The organism is Flammeovirga agarivorans, assembly GCF_012641475.1.
In the GTDB taxonomy this organism is placed as follows: Bacteria; Bacteroidota; Bacteroidia; order Cytophagales; family Flammeovirgaceae; genus Flammeovirga; species Flammeovirga agarivorans.
The window spans coordinates 239,192-258,096 of record NZ_JABAIL010000002.1; the positions used below are offsets into that span (position 1 = coordinate 239,192).

Here is an 18,905-nt window from a genome sequence, read left to right on the forward strand (position 1 = left end):
TGCATTAAAAATAAACACCTCACATCAAATATTTTACTTTAATGAGTCAAATTTCAGTAGTATTAACTGACGATCACGTAGTTGTACGTAACGGCATTAAGCTATTATTAGAAAATAGCCATGAAATTGATGTTATTGGAGAAGGAGCTAACGGTCAAGAAGCATTAAATCTTTGTAAAAAACTGCAACCAGACGTTTTAGTGATCGACATTAGAATGCCTGTAATGAACGGAATTGAGGCTACTTCCAAAGTGAAGGAATACAGCCCCAATACACAGGTTTTAATCCTTTCCATGCATGATGATGCTGAATACATTTTGGATGCAGCAGAAAAAGGAGCTAGTGGTTATCTATTAAAAGATTCTAATAGTGACGAATTCTTGAAAGCTATCAAAACAGTACATCAAGGAAAGAAATACTTTAGTGGAGATATCTCGAAGGTTTTAGTAGAAGGATACTTAAACATAAAAAATAATCCTGCCTCTACCACTACTAGTGATACTGAACAGGAGAAAACTTTTGACCTTACAAAGAGAGAAAAAGAAATCCTTAAATATGTAGCTGCAGGAAAAAGTAGCAAAGACATCGCTGCAACACTTAATAAAAGTGTGAGAACGATTGAAACACATCGATTTAATATCATGAAAAAAATGGAAGTAAAAAGTGCTGTAGAGTTGATCGCTAAAATCAACGAATTACCTACTTTAAAAGCAGAATTAGCTTTATAACATTAAGAAACTACGTAAATACTTAGCCTTTTCGGTATCGAAAAGGCTTTTTTTATCTCTAATAATAAGAAAATCCACTTTTTTTTTGTTTAACTGAAAATTAACGGGCCCATTATTACGTATTTTTACGTAATAATACTTACTTTTGAATTAAGACATTACGTAAAGTATTCTGATTATAAAAATCCCACATTATTTATAAACAAGAAACACAAACTGTAGTGTACTAAAACAAACACATGCTTTAGGGGGAAGATTCCTTCCCCCATTTTTAAACAAAAAGCGCAGAAAAAGATGATGAAAACAATCTCAACGTATAAATCTACTTGTTCTTACTGTGGTGTTGGTTGTGGAATTGATGTCCACAAAGACAGCAAAGGAAAACTGATGGTTGAAGGAGATCCTACATATCCGGTCAATAAAGGTAAACTTTGCTCAAAAGGAATGAACTTACATTATGTTGTACAAGATACTTCTGACAGATTATTATATCCTCAGATGAGATGGAGTAAGCAACATGATTTACAAAGAGTGGATTGGGATACTGCTTTCACAAGAGCTGCAGCCGTTTTTAAATCGATTATCAAAAAACATGGACCTGATGCTGTCGGTATGTATGTATCAGGACAATGTTTAACTGAAGAATATTATTTAGCAAACAAACTAACAAAAGGCTTCTTCCAAACAAACAATATCGACACCAACTCAAGACTTTGTATGAGTTCGGCAGTAGTTGGCTATGTGAAAACATTAGGCGAAGATACTGTACCTATTTCATATGAAGATATTGAGTTGGCCGATACTTTTATGATTGCAGGTGCCAACCCAGCTTGGTGTCACCCGATATTATTTAGAAGAATAGAAGCACATAAGGAAGCTAACCCTGATACAAAATTAATCGTTGTAGATCCAAGAAAAACTCAAACATGTGCTCTTGCAGATTTACATTTGCAACTAAACCCTGGTACAGATATCGTACTTTACCAAGCTATTGGTAGAGCGATCATTGAAGAAGGTGATTTAGATTGGGACTTTATTAAGAACAATACAGATGGTTTCGACAGCTACCGTAAAGAAGTAATGTCGAGAACATTCAAAGAAGCTTCTGCGATTACAGGAGTTACTATAGATGATATCAAATTAGCAGCTAGATATATTGGCAATGCCAATGCCTTCATTAACATGTGGGCGATGGGTCTAAACCAATCTGCTCAAGGAACAAACAAAAACTTAGCTTTACTAAACCTTAACCTTATTACAGGTCAAATCGGTAAACCTGGTGCAGGGCCTTTCTCATTAACGGGTCAACCTAATGCAATGGGTGGTAGAGAAGTTGGTGGTATGGCTTCTTTATTGGCTGCTCATCACGACCTTAAAAATCCAGAACACAGACAAAAAGTTGCTGATTATTGGGGTGTTGATCATATCCAAGAAAAGCCTGGTAAAACTGCTACTGAAATGTTTGAAGCCTTAGCTTCAGGCGAGATGAAAGCAGTCTGGATTGTATGTACCAACCCTATGGTAAGTTTACCAGATTCAAAATTAGTTGAAGAGGCTTTAAAGAAAGCAAAATTTGTTATTGTTCAGGATATCTCAGGTAAAGCAGACTCCATTGAACATGCTGACCTTATTTTACCAGCTGCAGGTTGGTTGGAAAAAGAAGGTACGATGACTAACTCTGAAAGAAGAATTAGTCACTTAGAAAGAGTAATCCCTGCTCCCGGCGAAGCACTACCGGACACAGAGATCTTCTGTCGTTTTGCTCAGAAAATGGGTTACCATGGTTTCGATTACCAATCTACTGAAGATATTTTCAGAGAACATGCTCTTTTAACGAAGGGTACAAATATCGATATCGCTGAACTTACTTATGATATACTTAAGAAAGAACGTTCAGTACAATGGCCTTATATTAATGGTAAAGGAACAGATCGTCTATTCACAGACAATAAATTCTATACACCCAATAATAAGGCTCAGATCCTTACAAACGGTCCACAAAATGAATCAGACACCATTGACCCTGATTATCCACTAGTACTCACGACGGGACGTATTAGGGATCAATGGCATACTATGACAAGAACGGGTAAAGTGAATAAGTTGAATCAACATATTGGCTTACCATTCTTAGAAATCCACCCTGATGATGCTAAAAGCAGAAACATCAATGATGGAGATACTGCAGTAATTCAAACGCATAGAGGCGAGTGTAGAGTAAACGTAAATATCACTCAAGACATTAAAAAAGGTGTCATCTTTATGCCAATGCACTGGGGTAAGATAAGCAATGAGATTTTTGGTAGAACAAATAACTTGACTGCTAATCATATCGACCCTATTTCTAAAGAACCAGATTTCAAGTTCTCTTCTGCTCAGGTCGTTAAATTCAAAAAACAACCAGAAAAGATTCTTGTTATTGGTGCCGGTGCTGCTGCTTACAGATTTGTTTATACTTATAGAAATATAAACAAAGAAGATACGATCGAGGTATTCTCTAAAGAAAGTACACCATTCTATAACAGGGTACTATTACCAGAATATGTCAATGAAACATTACTGTGGAAAGATTTACAAAAGTTTGATGATCTCACGGAATTCGACGAATTAAATATCAAACTACATTTAGGTAAATCGATTCAAAGTATTAATAGAGATGAAAAAGAAATTATAGATCAATTTGGAGACAAATACAACTATGACAAATTAATCATCGCTACTGGTAGCCGTCCATTTGTTCCAGCTGATGTGCCAATTCATTTAGAAGGGGTATTCACAATGCGTAACAAGAAAAACGCAGATAAGCTGAAGCAATACATGAACGGTAAAGGTTCTGTTGTAATTGTTGGTGGTGGTTTACTTGGACTTGAATTAGCCGCTTCTTTAAGAGAAATAAATATTGATGTTACAATTGTACAGTTAGCATCAAGATTAATGGACCGTCAATTAGACCCAATTGCCAGTGAACTTCTACTAAACCACGTTGAAGATAAAGGAATTGAGGTACTTCTTAACGACCAGGTACAAACAATAGAAAAAGTTGGAGACAAAGCTTACAAAGCAAAACTTAAAGGTGGTAGAACCATCGAAAGCAATGCTATTGTATATGCGATTGGTACAAGACCTAATGTTGAACTTGGTAAAGAGGCAGGATTAAAGACATCGAGAGGATTATTAGTTAATGAATATCTTCAAACTTCTGATCCATCTATTTTCTCAATGGGTGAGATTGCAGAATTTGAAGGTCAATTAAACGGTACAACTGCAGGTGCTGAAGAGCAAGCAGATTCTTGTGCAAGATTTATTTCTGGTGATTTATTGAGTAGATACTCAGGTACTCTTCCTATGAACATCCTTAAATTCTCAGATCTTTCTTTATGTTCTTTAGGTATTGTTGATTATCCAAGAAAAGATAAATCTTACGAAGAGGTAATTTTACTAGATAAAGCTGAAGCTTTCTACAAAAAATGTATCATTAAAGATGATAAATTAGTAGGAACAATATTACTTGGAGATAAATCTGAGTTTGCAGATTACAAAAAACTTATTGAGTTAAAAACTGAGCTTGGAGATCGTAGAACAGAACTTCTAAGAGGCAAGAGTGATGCTGAACCTTTAATGGGTGAAGTAATTTGTTCTTGTGGTAATGTTGGCTCTGGAAATATAGAAAAAGCACTAAACAATGGTTGTACGACACTAAATAAACTGTGTGAGTCAACAGGTGCTGGACTTGGTTGTGGTAGCTGTAAAACAGAACTTCAGAGTATTCTTAAAACTCATGAAGAAAAATTACTTACTTTGTAATCCACTAAATTAAATCAACAAATGTTAGATCAAGTAGAAAACACGACATTAGTAAAAGAAGATCTTGTACGCGTTTTTATTAAAGGTGGAATATCTTCTCCAGGTGATTTACTTCAAATTATTCAAGTCGCTGAAGAAATAGGTGTTGAACACTTACACTTTGGATCTCGACAAGATATATTATTTGCTTCTCCTAATATCAGTAGAGCAAAATTAAGAGAAACTTTCGACTCTATTAAAACCACATATGATTGTGATGGGGAGTCGTATCAAAATATTGTTACTTCTTATGTAGCATTAGATGTAATTCCTAGTACATCTTGGTTAGCTGCACATACATATCATTATATCCTTGATACTTTCGACTTTCAACCAAAACTGAAAGTCAATATCACGGACCCTTCTCAAACTATGGTACCTCTATTTACAGGGCAATTAAATTTTATTGCTTCCGAGAAAGACGGGTATTGGCATTTATACATTAGAGAAGAGGAAAATGCTGAAGTATTATGGGAATGTCCTAACCTAATCTACAACTATGACATTGCAAAGGTGGTAAAAGCCTTTGAAGGGTTATATGTACCAGGTAAGAACATTGATAGTGCTAAAGTATGGAAGACTATTGTTAGTAGCTTAGATATTAACACCCTTGCAAAAGGTGATAAGTTGAAGCTTCCTACTGGACCTTTCCCTTACTATGAAGGTATGCATAGAATGATCAGTGGAAAATATTGGTTAGGATTATATTGGAGAAATAATAAATTCGATATTCCTTTCCTAAAACAAATGTGTGAGCTTTGCCTAAAAACAGGTATTGGTAAAATCACATTAACTCCATGGAAATCGTTTATTGTAAAAGGTATTGACAATAAACATATCATTAATTGGGAAAAATTACTAGGTAAGTTTGGTATTAATGTTAGACACTCTTCATTAGAACTTAACTGGCACTTACCCGTATTGGACCAAGAGGCTCTTGACTTAAAGAATTACTTAGTTCGAGCTTTAGACAAGCAAGATATTAGTACATATGGCTTAACATTTACCATCAAGACGAAGCCTGTAATTTTATTTACATCGGTAGTCATTGAAAGTATTGACTCTAGTAATGGAAGTACTTATAATATTCTTTATGCAAAGGATTTTAACTGTAATGAGCCTAAGTATATCACCTTTGTCAAAAGAGTACCAAAAGAAGCCATTCCTCCAATTCTAATCGAGTTAAGTCATCTATATTATGAGAAGCTAGACAATAGTAATTATGATATCGATGAACCAAAACAGACAAATACTTCTCAAACTGTAAAAGTTTATCAATGTAGTAACTGTTTAAGCATTTATGATGAAAGCTTAGGAATGCCTGAAGAAGGAATACCAAGAAATACACAATTTAATTTCTTACCAAGCTCATTTACTTGTCCAACTTGTGATGCTGACAAAGAATCATTTCAAGAAATTGAAATGCCACAATAAATTAAAAAAGCACTTGTATTTATTTACAAGTGCTTTTTTAATACCCCATAATCTAACAATCCTTGATATGGATCTCCTTTTATTCCCAATAACTTTGAAAAAGCGGGTTCAGTTTTAATACCTAACTTTTTCAAAGCTAATACCTCCTGCCTAAAGTCCTCTCCTTTTTCTTTCAAAATAGAATACTCTATCAACATATGCCTGTAGGCATTTTGCAAAGACACAGGTTTATCTTCTCCATATATCTCAAACTGAAATCCTTCAAACTCAAAAGAAGATAGAATAAATTGGTCTTTCTCTTCTAATTTGAAATGTTGATGGGATTGAAAGTTTTCATTTAGTAAATGTATAAACCGTTGCCTATCCTTTACTTCACAAATTAAATCAAGATCACTCTCAGGTAAATTTATTTCAATGGGTATAGTACCAGCTAAGGTGATATCAAAATCTTTTAAAATATGTACGATTTTACTTTTCAATAACACCTTATATGAAGCTTGCTGAATGGAATTCCCTTTCGACAAATATTCAATAGATTTGAAATCTCTCATATCCTAAGGATGTGAAAATACCCAATGAGAACCATCTTCAAAATATTCTTTCTTCCAAATAGGCACTGTTTCTTTTAAAGTATTTATAGCATACTGACAGCCATCGAAGCTCGCTTTTCTGTGCGGTGTTGACACAGCAATCACAACTGCGATTTCTCCTACAAGGCAATCACCGATAGCATGAACTATACTTACCTTATCTGCCTGATATTTTTCTTTCACACTATTAGCAATTTTCTCCAATTCTGAAATGGCCATTGGTGTATAAGATTCAAAGAATAGCTTTGTTACTTTATTTCCTGTTGGATTATCTCTTACTGTTCCAATAAATACATCAATCGCTCCACAATAGTCCGATTTGACACTATCTATTATCTCAGCTACATTTATTTCTTTTGTCTCTTTTAACTCAATCATAGTCTTGTCAATTATTTATATCATCCCCCTGACATTGGTGGAATTAAAGCCACCTCATCATTACTCGTCACTTTTTCGGTACCATCAGCATGCTCGCCATTGACAGCAAGAGCAATAGATCTTAGTTTGGACAATTCTGGATACTTTACTTTTAGCTCTTCTAATAATTGACTAGAAGTTTGTTCTGATTGTGACAATTCCCAGTCTAGAATATTACCACCAATGATATCCTTAGCGATACCAAATAATAAAATTTTCATACTTAAAATTAAGCATATTCCTTGTGACAAATAAGTTCAGTCACAAGTTTTTATAATAAAAAAAAGGCATCTACCGAAGTAGATGCCTTTTAAAATCTTTTCTCTTAAGATTATAAAGAGATACCCATGAATGACATGAATGCTAATCCCATCAAACCAGTGATGATGAAAGTGATACCTAATCCTTTTAATGGATCTGGAACATTCGAGTATTTCATTTTCTCACGGATCGCTGCTAATGCAATAATTGCAATTAACCAACCGATACCTGAAGAGAAACCATATACACCTGCCTCAACAATAGTATATTCTCTTGGCACCATAAAGAATGCTGCACCTAAGATCGAACAGTTTACCGCGATCAGAGGAAGGAAAATACCTAGTGAACCATAAAGTGATGGAGAGAATTTCTCAATAATCATTTCCACTAACTGTACAGTCGAAGCTACTACAGCAATGAATAAGATATATGTTAAGAAGTCCAAGCTTACGCCTGCATACTGCTCACCTAACCAAGATAAAGCACCTTCTTTTAAGATATAGTTATAAACTAACCAGTTTAGTGGTACAGTAATCGTTAATACGAATGTTACCGCAGCACCAAGACCTAATGCTGTGTCCACTTTCTTAGATACGGCCAAATAAGAACACATTCCTAAGAAATAGGCGAACACCATGTTGTCGATAAAGATCGACTTGATTGCCAGATTTAATAAATCCATTTTGTGATCGTTTTTTTAAGATGATTGTTCTAAGCCTCTTCTACGTAACCGTTTCTCCAACGCTGAACCCAAATGATTAAACCGATGATAATGAAGGCACCTACTGGTGAAGTCATTAAACCATTGTTCACATAAGCTTCAGGTAAAACACGGATATCAAATAAAGTTCCTGATCCTAATAACTCTCTAAAGAAAGCTACAATCAAGATAACCCATGCATATCCAAATGAAGAACCAAGACCATCAAGAATTGAATCATAAGGTTTGTTCGCCATGGCGAAAGCTTCCAAACGACCCATTACAATACAGTTTGTAATGATTAGACCTACATATACACCTACTACTTTTGATACATCATATAAGTAAGCTTTCAATACTTGGTCTACAATAATTACAAGTGATGCTACAATACCCAACTGAACGATGATACGAATACGTTGAGGAATTGCGTTACGTAAAAGCGATACAATTAAGTTAGAGAAGATTACTACGAATGTAACGGCAATTGACATTACTAACGTAGGCTCTAATTTTGATGTTACCGCTAAAGCTGAACAGATACCCAATACTTGTACTGTTACTGGGTTATCGTCATCCAAAGGATCAGTCACGATCGCTTTTCTTCTCTTAGAGAATAAAGCTTCTGACTTTTTTGCTGCTACAGTTTCTGTGCTCATTTCTTTCGCTTTTTGCTGTTTTATAAATTAACAAATTTCGATCTACTGGGCCATAGAAACCGCAGAAGCACCTTTTTCTAAAAATGGCTTATACTCTTTCAAGTATCTGTCAACCATTTCGTTTAGACCATTTGCAGTAAGAGTTGCACCTGACAAACCATCAACTTCATAGTTAGGTAGATCTGCATGACCTTCACCTTTAACCATAAAGATTGGTGTAAGCTTACCACCATTAAAGATCTTTTTACCAATGTATCGGTCTTGTACTTCCTTATCACCGATTCTAGCTCCTAAACCTGGAGTTTCACCTTTGTGAGAGAATACTACACCTCTTACAGTCTGAAGATCTGAGTTTAACGCGAAGTAACCCCAGATGTCATTCCAAAGACCGTAACCATACATAGGTAAAATATAGCTATCAACACTCTTACCATCTTTACTCATGAATTTGTAAATAGGTAAAATTGCGTCTTGACCTTTCTTTAATTTTTTCCATTCTTTTGAAATATCTAATTTCTGAAGAACAGCTGCATCAATTGCTTTACCGTTGATACCTACCACTTGGATACGGTTATCATAAACTTGAGCAATTTCTGACTTTGGAGACTCACTCATTTCTGGAAGTACTGAAAGCATAATTTGCTTTTTAGTATCCAAAGCGATCTCTTCTTTTTGCTTCTCGTTAAGAGAAACTGCAGTAAAAGACAATACACCACCAAGGATAATCGTCATTGCTACTGCAAAACCGATGACATAACCGTTAGACTGTTGCACGTTTTAATCTTCGTTTTTTGTTTGCATTTACTACATAATGGTCAATCAATGGAGCTAAAACGTTCATAAGAAGAATAGCTAACATGATGCCTTCTGGGTACGCCGGGTTTAACACACGGATAATTACCGTCATTACACCGATAAACGCACCATAAATCCACTTACCTGTGTTTGTTTGAGAAGCAGAAACTGGGTCTGTTGCCATAAACACGATACCGAAAGCAAAACCACCAACAATTAAGTGATAGTATGCAGGCATTTGTAAGTAAGTAGCACCTTCTGGAGCAAGAACGTTTAATAAAACACCCATTGCTAACGCACCTAAGATACCAGAAACGATAATTCTGTAATCTGCAACACGAGTCCAGATTAATACTAAAGCACCAATCAAACACATTAATGCAGAAGTTTCACCAATAGAACCTGGGATTAAACCGATGAATGAAGTCATTGCCAACTCTGCAGGAGATTGAACCCAATGCGCATTATTCGCAACAAAATCAGCAACAGCAGTACCTGTGTTTTGAGCTTCTACAGCTAAACCTAGGAAAGTTGCACCAGTATAACCGTCAACAGTTGAAAGACCTTCGCCTAATTCGATCCACACTTTATCACCAGAGATTTGAGCAGGATAAGCGAAGTATAAGAATGCACGAGCAGTTAATGCTACGTTCAAGATGTTCATACCTACACCCCCAAAAACTTCCTTAGCGATTAACACTGCAAAAGCAGATGCTAAACCAACTTGCCATAAAGGTAAAGAAGCTGGAACTACTAGAGGAATTAAGATACCTGTTACAAGGAAACCCTCTGTAATTGGGTGATTTCTAAATACTGCGAATGCTGATTCAACAGCACCACCTGCAGCATAAGAAACTATAATTAAAGGTAAAGCCAACTTCAAACCAAATAAGAATTGAGAAACAAATGATGCTGTCTCAGGATCTTGAGTGGCAATTGAATGCTGGTAACCTACATTCCAAATACCAAAAATAATTGCAGGTAAAAGAGCGATAACTACTGTAAACATAACACGCTTTAAGTCTACAGCGTCACGAACTTGAACACCTTTTGATTTTGTTACATCCGGAGGAGTAAACATAAAGGTTTCACCTGCTTCGAAAACATAGTAAAGCTTTTCAAGCTTACCGCCCTTTTCGAATAAAGGCTTTTGTTTTTCTAAGAGATCGTGTAAAAATTTCATTACTTCTTAAGCTATTTATACTTAATAATTTTGCACCTAAATTAGTCCAAACGCATTGTATCCAAACCTTGACGAACGATTGATTGGATGTCATGCTTAGATACATCAATAAATTCGCAAAGAGCTAAATCCTCTTCTGCAACTTCATAAATACCTAAAGCTTCCATATTCTCATAATCGTAAGCTAGGATGGCCTTCAACAAATACATTGGGTAAATGTCCATAGGAACCACTTTTTCAAATGCTCCAGTAACAGCAAATGGTCTGTCTTGACCGTTTGTGTTAGTATCTAAAGCATATTCTTTTTTAGTTGATCCTAATAAACCAAATGCTTTGTGGAAAGATAAACGGTTTGTAATTGGTGCTAACCACCCATCAGATAAGAAGAAACGAGATTTGTTACCTTCTTCTAGAGCAGTTACCATGTTCGAATAAAAACCTAAGAAACCATCTTTAGTAATTTTAGAACCAGTTAAGATGTTTCCTGAAACTACACGAACATTATCTCCCTTAATTTTCGCAGCTGCGATTGTATCTACGCATCCACCTACATATGTTTCTACATACTCTGGTTGATCAGCTTTTGGTCCTGCAACAGCGACAACTCTCTTTGCATCATACTTTCCATCTTTGAAAAGTTTACCAATTTGAGCTAAACCTTCAGGTGAGATTGTCCAAACTACGTCGTTCACATTAGCAATTGGTGCAGTATGGTGAATTTGAACACCTACATTACCTGCTGGGTGAGGACCAGTAAATTTGTTTTTCTCAACACCTACAATACCATCAAATATTTGAGATGGTTTTGCTCCATTTTGACCAACATAAACTTTAGAAGCAAACTTCTTAAGTACATCGATACCTACTTGAATGTAGCTTTCTTGTCCTTTTAAAGTAAACTCATAATTTGGTGCTAATGGATGGCTATCGAATGCAGATACAAAGATTGCTCTTGGTTGATCGGAAGGATCAGCAACGATTGCGTATGGACGACGAACTAAAAGTGGCCAAACACCGCTTTCTAACATCACTTCCTTCGCCTCGTCAGCACTGATTTGATCAACAGGCTTCACTGGGAATTCTTTGTATTCATTTTGACCGTCAGCTTGCACAACTACAGCAAGCAACTTACGACGTTCTCCTCGTTGAATTTCAACGATTTCGCCGCTTACAGGTGAAGTATATTTTATTGAATCTAGTTTCCCATCAATTAAGATTGGGTCACCTGCCTTAACTTTTGCGCCTACCTTAACCACAGCTTTCGGACGAATCATGCCCGGAAAGTCTTCTGGTTTTAAGGCGTACTTTTTGGGTGCATCAACGTTTTTGGCAATGCTTTCAGTAGCTTTGCCCACTAAGTTGATATCAAACCCTTGTTTTAATCTCACGTTATTAGACATCGGATATTATCGAGTGACAGAGTAAACGCTCCTATAATTTTCTTCGCAAACTTACTAAATTCAAATTTGCCATGAAACTTAAAACGGCACGGATTTTATATGAAATTCTAAAAATTACTGAATAACATTGATAAGATTGATTACTTTAACAAAATATTTGTAGTTTTTGTTATACGAAAAAAGGTATCTTGTTACGTTATATATAAAAAACAGTCATCAAACCTAACTAAATATGCAAACGGTGAATAATACTGAGATTGCTGCTATCTGGGATCAGATCAAGCATAGAAAAGATGTCATAACTATACACAACCTTCACTTTGTCAAGGTTTTAGACCAATCTTTACAAAACCCTCATCTAATTACTTGGGATTTCGACAACAGAGAAGTTTGTATTTCTGAAGTACCCTACGTTAACACTGTGGACGATGAGCCAATCAACCTAAAAGACTTCAAATATTTATGGGTGGTCAACGACAATCCAAGCAACCACGCCTTATTTAGAATCTTACTAAATAACGATGGTAGGACAATTGATTTGAAAACTTTATTCCATCCTGCACATCAGCAGCAAAAATTGGAGGTAAAGTACCTTCCATTTACAGCAGATAAAGAAGTAGTTGCTGAATAATTAGTCAATAAAAAAGGGAGTATAAACTCCCTTTATTTTTTATAGCTCAAAGATCACATCATCATTGGGTACTCTTACCCTTTCATTGTAGATCCCACCTTCAGCAGCAGGCCCACAACCGATAATCATACTTATTTCCGCATCTTTTGGAAGCTTCAATAACTTCTTCACTCGTTTACTATCGAAGCCTTCCATAGGACAAGTGTCATAACCTTCTGCTTTCATAGAATAAATAAAGGTCATGGCCGCCAAAGAAACACTTTTATGTAGAGTAACTCTTACATCAGTCTTCGTCACTTGTCTTACCATTGGCCTTTTGGTTCCGATTGCCCAAGCAAATATCTTCTTCCCTACACTTTTTAAACCCAACTTGTCATTGTTGTAAAGTGTTGGAATTAATTTTTCATAATAACTAAGTGCTCTTTTCTTAGACTTATCGTCCATACTAGGCTTTTCGTCAAAAGAAGACTTCATTTTTTCTAAATTAAACGAAGCTCTTTCTTTCCAAAGAGTTGGTCTAACTACAAATAAAACTAGTTCACGAGCTGTTGAAGCTGCCTTCTGTTTCATACATAAGTTAGCAACTTCCTTTTTCAAATCGTCAGATTTAATTCTATAGAATTCCCACATCTGCATGTTTGAACTGTTTGGAGACAATGTTGCTCTCTCTAAACTACGTTTTACAGCACCGTGATCGAACTCTACATCCTGATCATAAATTCTAACAGACCTTCTTGATTGTACTAAATCATCAAAATTCTTAGCGTTCGAAGTCATTTTATTTTGTCCTATTTCTTAAATTAATTGTCAGAATGTAAATCATTCTATGCAACAATAACATCAATTACCTATATATAATTGATTTACAATACTAATAAAGTTTAATTGATAGCAAATTTAATTAATCTCAAACAATCATGAGAAAGTTCATTTCAAAATTATCTATTATTATAAGTCTTATCGGCTTAACTTTTATACTTCATTCATGTTCAGAAACAACAGAAGAGCCAAATACTGTAGGTACAGTAACAATTCATATAAGTGATTTAACAAGTTATTCTGATGGTGAGGTAATAGAATTAAGAATCGTATCAAATAAAGATACAATACAATCAGGCTCTATCAATCAATTAACAGAAGTAATTGATTGTCAAAATACTCCATCAAATAACGGTGTGTATTCAGTTCAATTACCAACTGGCAGCTACAAGTTAGTGGCTTACAAGGATAATAAGAGTTATATTTTTGGCAATGAAAATGGTACAAGCTTCAACATTTCAACAGATGATTGTACTTTGATTTCATTAGGAGAAGCCGACTTTGAACAGGAAATTTTAAATGGCAACGTTACATTTTTTGCTAATAGTTCTGTTGGCTTTTCGAAACAACCTATCACAATTACTATAACAGATAAAAATGATGATGAGGTCACTAGAGGAGTATTAAGACAATATGCAAACAGCCCAGATTGTGGACTTGAAACTGCCAATGACGTCTTTACCATTGATCTACCGGCTGGAAACTATAATGTTTATGCCGTTGAAGCTGATTCTGACGACACTCAAGGTGCTTGGTTTACAGGTTTAGAAGGTTATTCATTAACGATCGAAGCAGGATCTTGTCAACGTTTTGTTTTAGGAGAAGATCCTTTTGAAGAACAAGACTCTCCTAATGCTAGAATAAAGAAAGGCTTAAAAATATTAACTATTAAACCTTTTATTGAACAGTAAATAATAAAAATGCCGATAAGCTTACGTTTATCGGCATTTTATTTATCCTCCAATCATTGACATAGAGTCTAGATTTTTATTTTTCTTTTCTTCTTCCCAACCAGATTTTTTCTTTAGGAGCAAATGCCCTTGAATACTATCGGCAATGTCTTGATCACCCAAGTCAGACCTTAATAAATCTCGAACATTTAATCCACTCTCTGAATATAGGCAATTTCGAATTTCACCAAGAGAGGTAATTCTTAAACGGTCACAAGTACCACAAAAAGTACGACTAAAGGCTGGTATAATACCTAGCGACCCTTTTAAAATGGAACTCTTATAAATTTGAGCAGTATTCGATTTATGAGAATTTACTTTTTCAAGCCCAATAAATGAATCTATAAGTACTTTTTCTATATCAAGGTGATTCCAAGATTTAGACACCTCCTTACCTGTTCCATTGAAAGGCATTTCTTCAATAAACCTCACCTCTACTGGCCATTTTAAGGCATATTTCGCCAATGGTACTATCTCCTCTGTATTCTTTCCTTCCATGACCACCATATTGATTTTCACTTTAAATCCTTTGGTAATCATTTGTTCTAAAGAAGAATAAACTTTATCAAAATCATCTCTTCTTGTTATTTCAAAAAATTTATGCTGAGTTGTGGCGTCCAAACTTAGATTTATATCTGTAATACCTATATTTATTAATTGATCAAGATATTCTTCTAATAAAACTCCGTTTGAAGTGATACCTACTTTTTTGATGCCTTCGATTTTCACTAATTCTGTAAGAAAATCCATCAGGCCTTTTCTTACAAATGGTTCCCCACCTGTTATTCTAACTTTTTCTACTCCATTTTCAGCCAAAATTCGTACTACTCGAAGCATCTCTTCAAAAGAAAGTAGACGATCTTTATTCACGAACTTCATCATCTCAGGCATACAATAGGTACACCTAAGGTTACATCTATCTGTAACGGCCAAACGAACGTATTTTATATCTCTATCGAATTTATCTGTTAGCATATTCTTGTTTTGATAACGCTAAGATACTAATAATAAAAAAACCTTGTAAATGATATCATCTACAAGGCCTTTTTTCAGTTGATTGATTCAACAATTATAACAAATTGGACTTTGTAAGGTCCTTATAAACTTCCCAAAGAACGAGTATCACAGCTACAGCAATACAAGGCTGAGCTACAAATACGAACAAGAACATTAAATAGGGTCCTTGAAATATGACATATGGAATTGAAATCGCTAACCCCACAATCACAAGCATTGCTTCTATAAATACTTTTCTCATTTCTTTCTAGATTAATTTTTTGAAACTGCAAGAGTTGAAATATATTCTTTAATTTCCTCTGGATTACTTACTGACATCACCTCTTTTACTTTAGGATCTGCCAACCATTTGTAATCTTTGTGTCCAGGAGTTCTTCTTGATGGTTCTGGATGGGCTCTACCATGACAGTTTAAACAAGAAATTGATGGATCATCTGATTTCAAGTTTTCAACGACCGGCTGATGTTCATCTACGGCCTCAAATGTTCTTGAACCTTCATGACATCCATAACAGTTCATTGAGTTAAACTCACCTCTGTATCGGATAGGCTCCTCATATGTCTTTGTTACATATCTCATTAGGTGGCGGTAACCATCTAATTTTGCTTTCATGGTTCCTTGAAAACCATAATCTGCGTGACAGCTGTAACATTCATGTTCTGCAATCCAACCGTTTTGATAGTGTCTAGCAGCTAATGTTTGAGATTTTTGATCAAACATCATGTCATTTGCCATTGGTGCCATTACGTGACAACTTTGACAAGCGGTAGACTCTTTTGTTGATACAAATACATGGTAATTACCAAGAAGAATTGCCAAGATTGGGAATAGCACAATCCCAACCAATACCATTCCTCTAACTGCGCCAGTAAGGTTATCGTTGAACCTGTTTTCTCTGAGTTTATACAGTAAGATCACTTCAACGATAAGGATCACTACTGCTAAAATATCTAATATTGTTTCCATTTATCGATGAAGATTAACTTAATTTTCTAACACTAATTGCTGTCACCTTATAGTCAGGTTCTTTTGAAATTGGATCATGATCATCAGATACTACATTGTTCACCATGAACTTAGCATCGTAGAAAGCTGCAAATACAACTCCCGGAGTTTCATGTTCAGAGACATCTACAATTCCTTGCATCTTACCTCTTGAGCTATCCACTTCAATTTTATCCCCTTTCTTAAGATCATGTAATCCTGCATCTTGAGGGTGGAAAACAAATCTACCTGGCCCTGCAGAATGTTTTAATTCTGGAACCCTAAATGTCATTGTACCTGTATGCCACTGAGAAATAACTCTACCTGTAGTTAGGAATAGTGGTCTTTCTGCTGACACATCTTCTTTACCTGCTTTGTATGGTCTTGCGAAAACAACCGCTTTACCGTCAGGTTTACCATAGAAGTAAACATCTTTTCCTTGCGGAACGAATGGATCTCCTGGGATATATCTTCTTACTGTACCAGGGTGATCAACTGTAGGACAAGGCCATTGAATACCTCTCTCCTTTTTCAGCCTCTCTCTTGTGATACCATAGAAGTTATATTTTGAAGCCTTAGAGATTGTTCTATACTCATCCCAGCATTCTGCAGATGTTTTGTAAGAAATTAGATCTCCTTTACCCATACGATTTGCAAAATCCACTAGGATATCGAAATCTGAACGAGCTTCACCAACTGGTTCTCTTAATTTTTCAATTAATTGATATCTTCTTTCTGTCTGACCATAAACACCTTCTTTTTCGATGTATAAAGCTGCAGGTAATAAGATATCAGCATATTTTGCTGTCTCAGTATCAGCAAAAATTTCAGAAACTACCAAGAAAGCTTTTTCCATTCCTTCTCTATAGTATCTATTGTTTGGTAGAGACTGTGCAGGGTTAGTACACATAATTAATGCTGCCTTCACATCCCCTGTCACCATACCATCAAACATGGCTAATGCATGTCGACCTGGTTTTGGCGCAATGGTTCCCTCTGGAACTTTCCAAAGTTTTTCCATCTCTCTACGATGTTGTTCTTTAGCTATCAAACGACCGTTTGGCAACAAGTGAGCTAATGAACCCGTATCACGAACACCACCACAAGCATTTGATTGACCTGTTAAAGATAAAGGAGTTGCTCCCGGTCTACAGATCTGACCTGTAATAAGGTGAAGAGAGTTTAATGTATTATTTAAGAATACACCTTGAACTCTTTGGTTGATACCCATTGTCCAAAGTGACATTGTCGCTTTAGATGCAGCAAATTGATAAGCTACTTCTCTAATAAGACGTGGAGTAATCCCTAGTTCGTCAGCTACCTTTTCAGGTCTATAATCCTTCAGGAATTCCTTGTATTCCTCTAATGACATTTTGTTTTTGCCATCATTGAAATTAACATGCTTCTGAACAAAGTCCATGTCCATTAAATCCAACTCAGCAATTACACAACACATAGAGTTGATTAACAACATATCTTTACCTGGCAATACAGGTACATATATGTCTGCATGTTCTGCTGTTTTTGTTTTTCTTGGATCAACAACAATGATCTTTACATTCTTATCAGCCTTTTTACGCAACATAATACGCTCCCATAATGGTGGGTGACATTCGTACGCATTAGAACCAATTAAAAAGAATGTTTCTGCATGATCTATATCTACATAAGCCCCTGGAGGCTCATCTTTACCAAAAGTCTGAGTGTAACCTACAGCTGCAGATGCCATACAAAGTCTTGGATTACCATCGACGTTGTTAGAACCTAAACCTGCTTTAAATAACTTATTTGCTGTATAAGATTCTTCTATTAATAGTTGACCAGAGCCATAGAAACCGACACTTGTTGGGCCACTTTCAGCCATAGCTTCTTTGAACTTCTTTGTCATTAATGACATTGCTTCATCCCAAGATGCTTCAACAAATTTTCCGTTTTTCTTAATTTTTGGGGTTTTTAATCTTTCAGGGCTTTTCATTACTTTATCAAGCATTGAGCCTTTGATACAGATCACTCCTTTATTATGAGCTTCCTGATCACCTCTAACCCTTACTAATTTATCTTTATTCATACCCAGCATCACGCCACAACCTGTACCGCAATAACGACAAACAGATTTATGCCAAGATTTTACTGGTCCCTCATCAACGATTAATTCAGTTAATCCCCATCCACTTAATGCTGCTCCTCCTACAGCTACAGTACCACCTGTTAGTTTCAGGAAATCTCGTCTAGAGAGTCTTAAGTCATCTTTTTTCTCACTCATTGACAATAGTGTTTTTTAATAATTCCGATTAATATGAGTTCCTTTTCTTATTTATTTTATCTAACTCAAATTGAAAATACAATTTTGCAATTCAATTTGTAATACTATACACAATAAAAATAGTCTTTAATGACATAAGTCACCTATGAAATGTAATATTTATTAGTCTTCGTCCGGTTTTTAAAATTTAATATTGCATGTCATAAATTTTTGGATAATTTTATATTAAAT

Annotated in this window: 18 protein-coding genes; 5 read left to right on the forward strand and 13 right to left on the reverse strand. The window is 35.4% G+C overall.

Annotation, left to right across the window (positions count from 1 at the left end; genetic code table 11):
• The first annotated feature begins 41 nt into the window (after nt 1-41).
• From HGP29_RS05745 to HGP29_RS05755, 3 genes are all read left to right on the forward strand, one after another.
• Nucleotides 42-728, forward strand: a complete 687-nt coding sequence (locus HGP29_RS05745) for a response regulator transcription factor (RefSeq protein ID WP_168881414.1) — start codon at nt 42-44, stop codon at nt 726-728.
• 294 nt (nt 729-1,022) lie between these two features.
• Nucleotides 1,023-4,532 (forward strand): molybdopterin-dependent oxidoreductase, encoded by a 3,510-nt coding sequence (locus tag HGP29_RS05750; protein ID WP_394354070.1) that lies wholly within the window; start codon nt 1,023-1,025, stop codon nt 4,530-4,532.
• A 21-nt stretch (nt 4,533-4,553) separates the two neighbouring features.
• Complete coding sequence (locus tag HGP29_RS05755; RefSeq protein ID WP_168881415.1) at nt 4,554-6,005, forward strand: rubredoxin; 1,452 nt, start codon at nt 4,554-4,556, stop codon at nt 6,003-6,005.
• Between the two features lie 23 nt (nt 6,006-6,028).
• Here HGP29_RS05755 and HGP29_RS05760 read toward each other — a convergent pair whose 3' ends face one another.
• The 8 genes from HGP29_RS05760 to HGP29_RS05795 all read right to left on the reverse strand — a co-directional run bounded on the left by HGP29_RS05760 (nt 6,029) and on the right by HGP29_RS05795 (nt 11,998).
• Nucleotides 6,029-6,484, reverse strand: a complete 456-nt coding sequence (locus HGP29_RS05760; protein ID WP_211093212.1) for a DUF4269 domain-containing protein — start codon at nt 6,482-6,484, stop codon at nt 6,029-6,031.
• A gap of 75 nt (nt 6,485-6,559) precedes the next feature.
• Nucleotides 6,560-6,973 carry a molybdenum cofactor biosynthesis protein MoaE gene (locus HGP29_RS05765; RefSeq protein WP_211093213.1) on the reverse strand — a complete coding sequence of 138 codons (414 nt, stop codon included), beginning with the start codon at nt 6,971-6,973 and terminating at the stop codon, nt 6,560-6,562.
• 20 nt (nt 6,974-6,993) lie between these two features.
• Nucleotides 6,994-7,233, reverse strand: a complete 240-nt coding sequence (locus tag HGP29_RS05770) for a MoaD/ThiS family protein (RefSeq protein WP_168881417.1) — start codon at nt 7,231-7,233, stop codon at nt 6,994-6,996.
• A 110-nt stretch (nt 7,234-7,343) separates the two neighbouring features.
• Nucleotides 7,344-7,955, reverse strand: a complete 612-nt coding sequence (gene nqrE, locus HGP29_RS05775) for an NADH:ubiquinone reductase (Na(+)-transporting) subunit E (RefSeq protein ID WP_168881418.1) — start codon at nt 7,953-7,955, stop codon at nt 7,344-7,346.
• Between the two features lie 29 nt (nt 7,956-7,984).
• The gene (locus tag HGP29_RS05780) at nt 7,985-8,632 is read right to left on the reverse strand and encodes an NADH:ubiquinone reductase (Na(+)-transporting) subunit D (protein ID WP_168881419.1); all 648 of its coding nucleotides are present in this window, start codon (nt 8,630-8,632) and stop codon (nt 7,985-7,987) included.
• A gap of 42 nt (nt 8,633-8,674) precedes the next feature.
• The gene (nqrC, locus tag HGP29_RS05785) at nt 8,675-9,406 is read right to left on the reverse strand and encodes an NADH:ubiquinone reductase (Na(+)-transporting) subunit C (RefSeq protein ID WP_168881420.1); all 732 of its coding nucleotides are present in this window, start codon (nt 9,404-9,406) and stop codon (nt 8,675-8,677) included.
• Entirely contained in the window at nt 9,393-10,610 is a 1,218-nt protein-coding gene (locus HGP29_RS05790; protein ID WP_168881421.1) for an NADH:ubiquinone reductase (Na(+)-transporting) subunit B, read from the reverse strand. Before HGP29_RS05790 ends, nqrC begins: the two co-directional genes overlap by 14 nt.
• 41 nt (nt 10,611-10,651) lie before the next feature.
• Nucleotides 10,652-11,998, reverse strand: a complete 1,347-nt coding sequence (locus HGP29_RS05795; RefSeq protein ID WP_317169937.1) for a Na(+)-translocating NADH-quinone reductase subunit A — start codon at nt 11,996-11,998, stop codon at nt 10,652-10,654.
• 244 nt (nt 11,999-12,242) lie between these two features.
• On the opposite strand from HGP29_RS05795, the gene HGP29_RS05800 reads away from it, so the two are divergent.
• Nucleotides 12,243-12,641: a hypothetical protein gene (locus HGP29_RS05800; protein ID WP_168881423.1), complete on the forward strand. Its 399-nt coding sequence runs from the start codon at nt 12,243-12,245 to the stop codon at nt 12,639-12,641.
• 39 nt (nt 12,642-12,680) lie between these two features.
• Here HGP29_RS05800 and HGP29_RS05805 read toward each other — a convergent pair whose 3' ends face one another.
• Entirely contained in the window at nt 12,681-13,418 is a 738-nt protein-coding gene (locus tag HGP29_RS05805; RefSeq protein ID WP_168881424.1) for a nitroreductase family protein, read from the reverse strand.
• A 140-nt stretch (nt 13,419-13,558) separates the two neighbouring features.
• On the opposite strand from HGP29_RS05805, the gene HGP29_RS05810 reads away from it, so the two are divergent.
• Entirely contained in the window at nt 13,559-14,371 is an 813-nt protein-coding gene (locus HGP29_RS05810; RefSeq protein WP_168881425.1) for a hypothetical protein, read from the forward strand.
• Nucleotides 14,372-14,413: 42 nt separating this feature from the next.
• On the opposite strand, the gene moaA is transcribed toward HGP29_RS05810, so the two are convergent.
• From moaA to HGP29_RS05830, 4 genes are all read right to left on the reverse strand, one after another.
• Nucleotides 14,414-15,385 (reverse strand): GTP 3',8-cyclase MoaA, encoded by a 972-nt coding sequence (moaA, locus tag HGP29_RS05815; protein WP_168881426.1) that lies wholly within the window; start codon nt 15,383-15,385, stop codon nt 14,414-14,416.
• Nucleotides 15,386-15,479: 94 nt separating this feature from the next.
• Nucleotides 15,480-15,668, reverse strand: coding sequence for a hypothetical protein (locus tag HGP29_RS05820; RefSeq protein ID WP_168881427.1), 189 nt, complete (start codon nt 15,666-15,668; stop codon nt 15,480-15,482).
• Nucleotides 15,669-15,679: 11 nt separating this feature from the next.
• Nucleotides 15,680-16,393, reverse strand: a complete 714-nt coding sequence (locus HGP29_RS05825; protein ID WP_168881428.1) for a NapC/NirT family cytochrome c — start codon at nt 16,391-16,393, stop codon at nt 15,680-15,682.
• Between the two features lie 13 nt (nt 16,394-16,406).
• Nucleotides 16,407-18,674 carry a molybdopterin-dependent oxidoreductase gene (locus tag HGP29_RS05830; RefSeq protein WP_168881429.1) on the reverse strand — a complete coding sequence of 756 codons (2,268 nt, stop codon included), beginning with the start codon at nt 18,672-18,674 and terminating at the stop codon, nt 16,407-16,409.
• Nucleotides 18,675-18,905 lie beyond the last annotated feature (231 nt).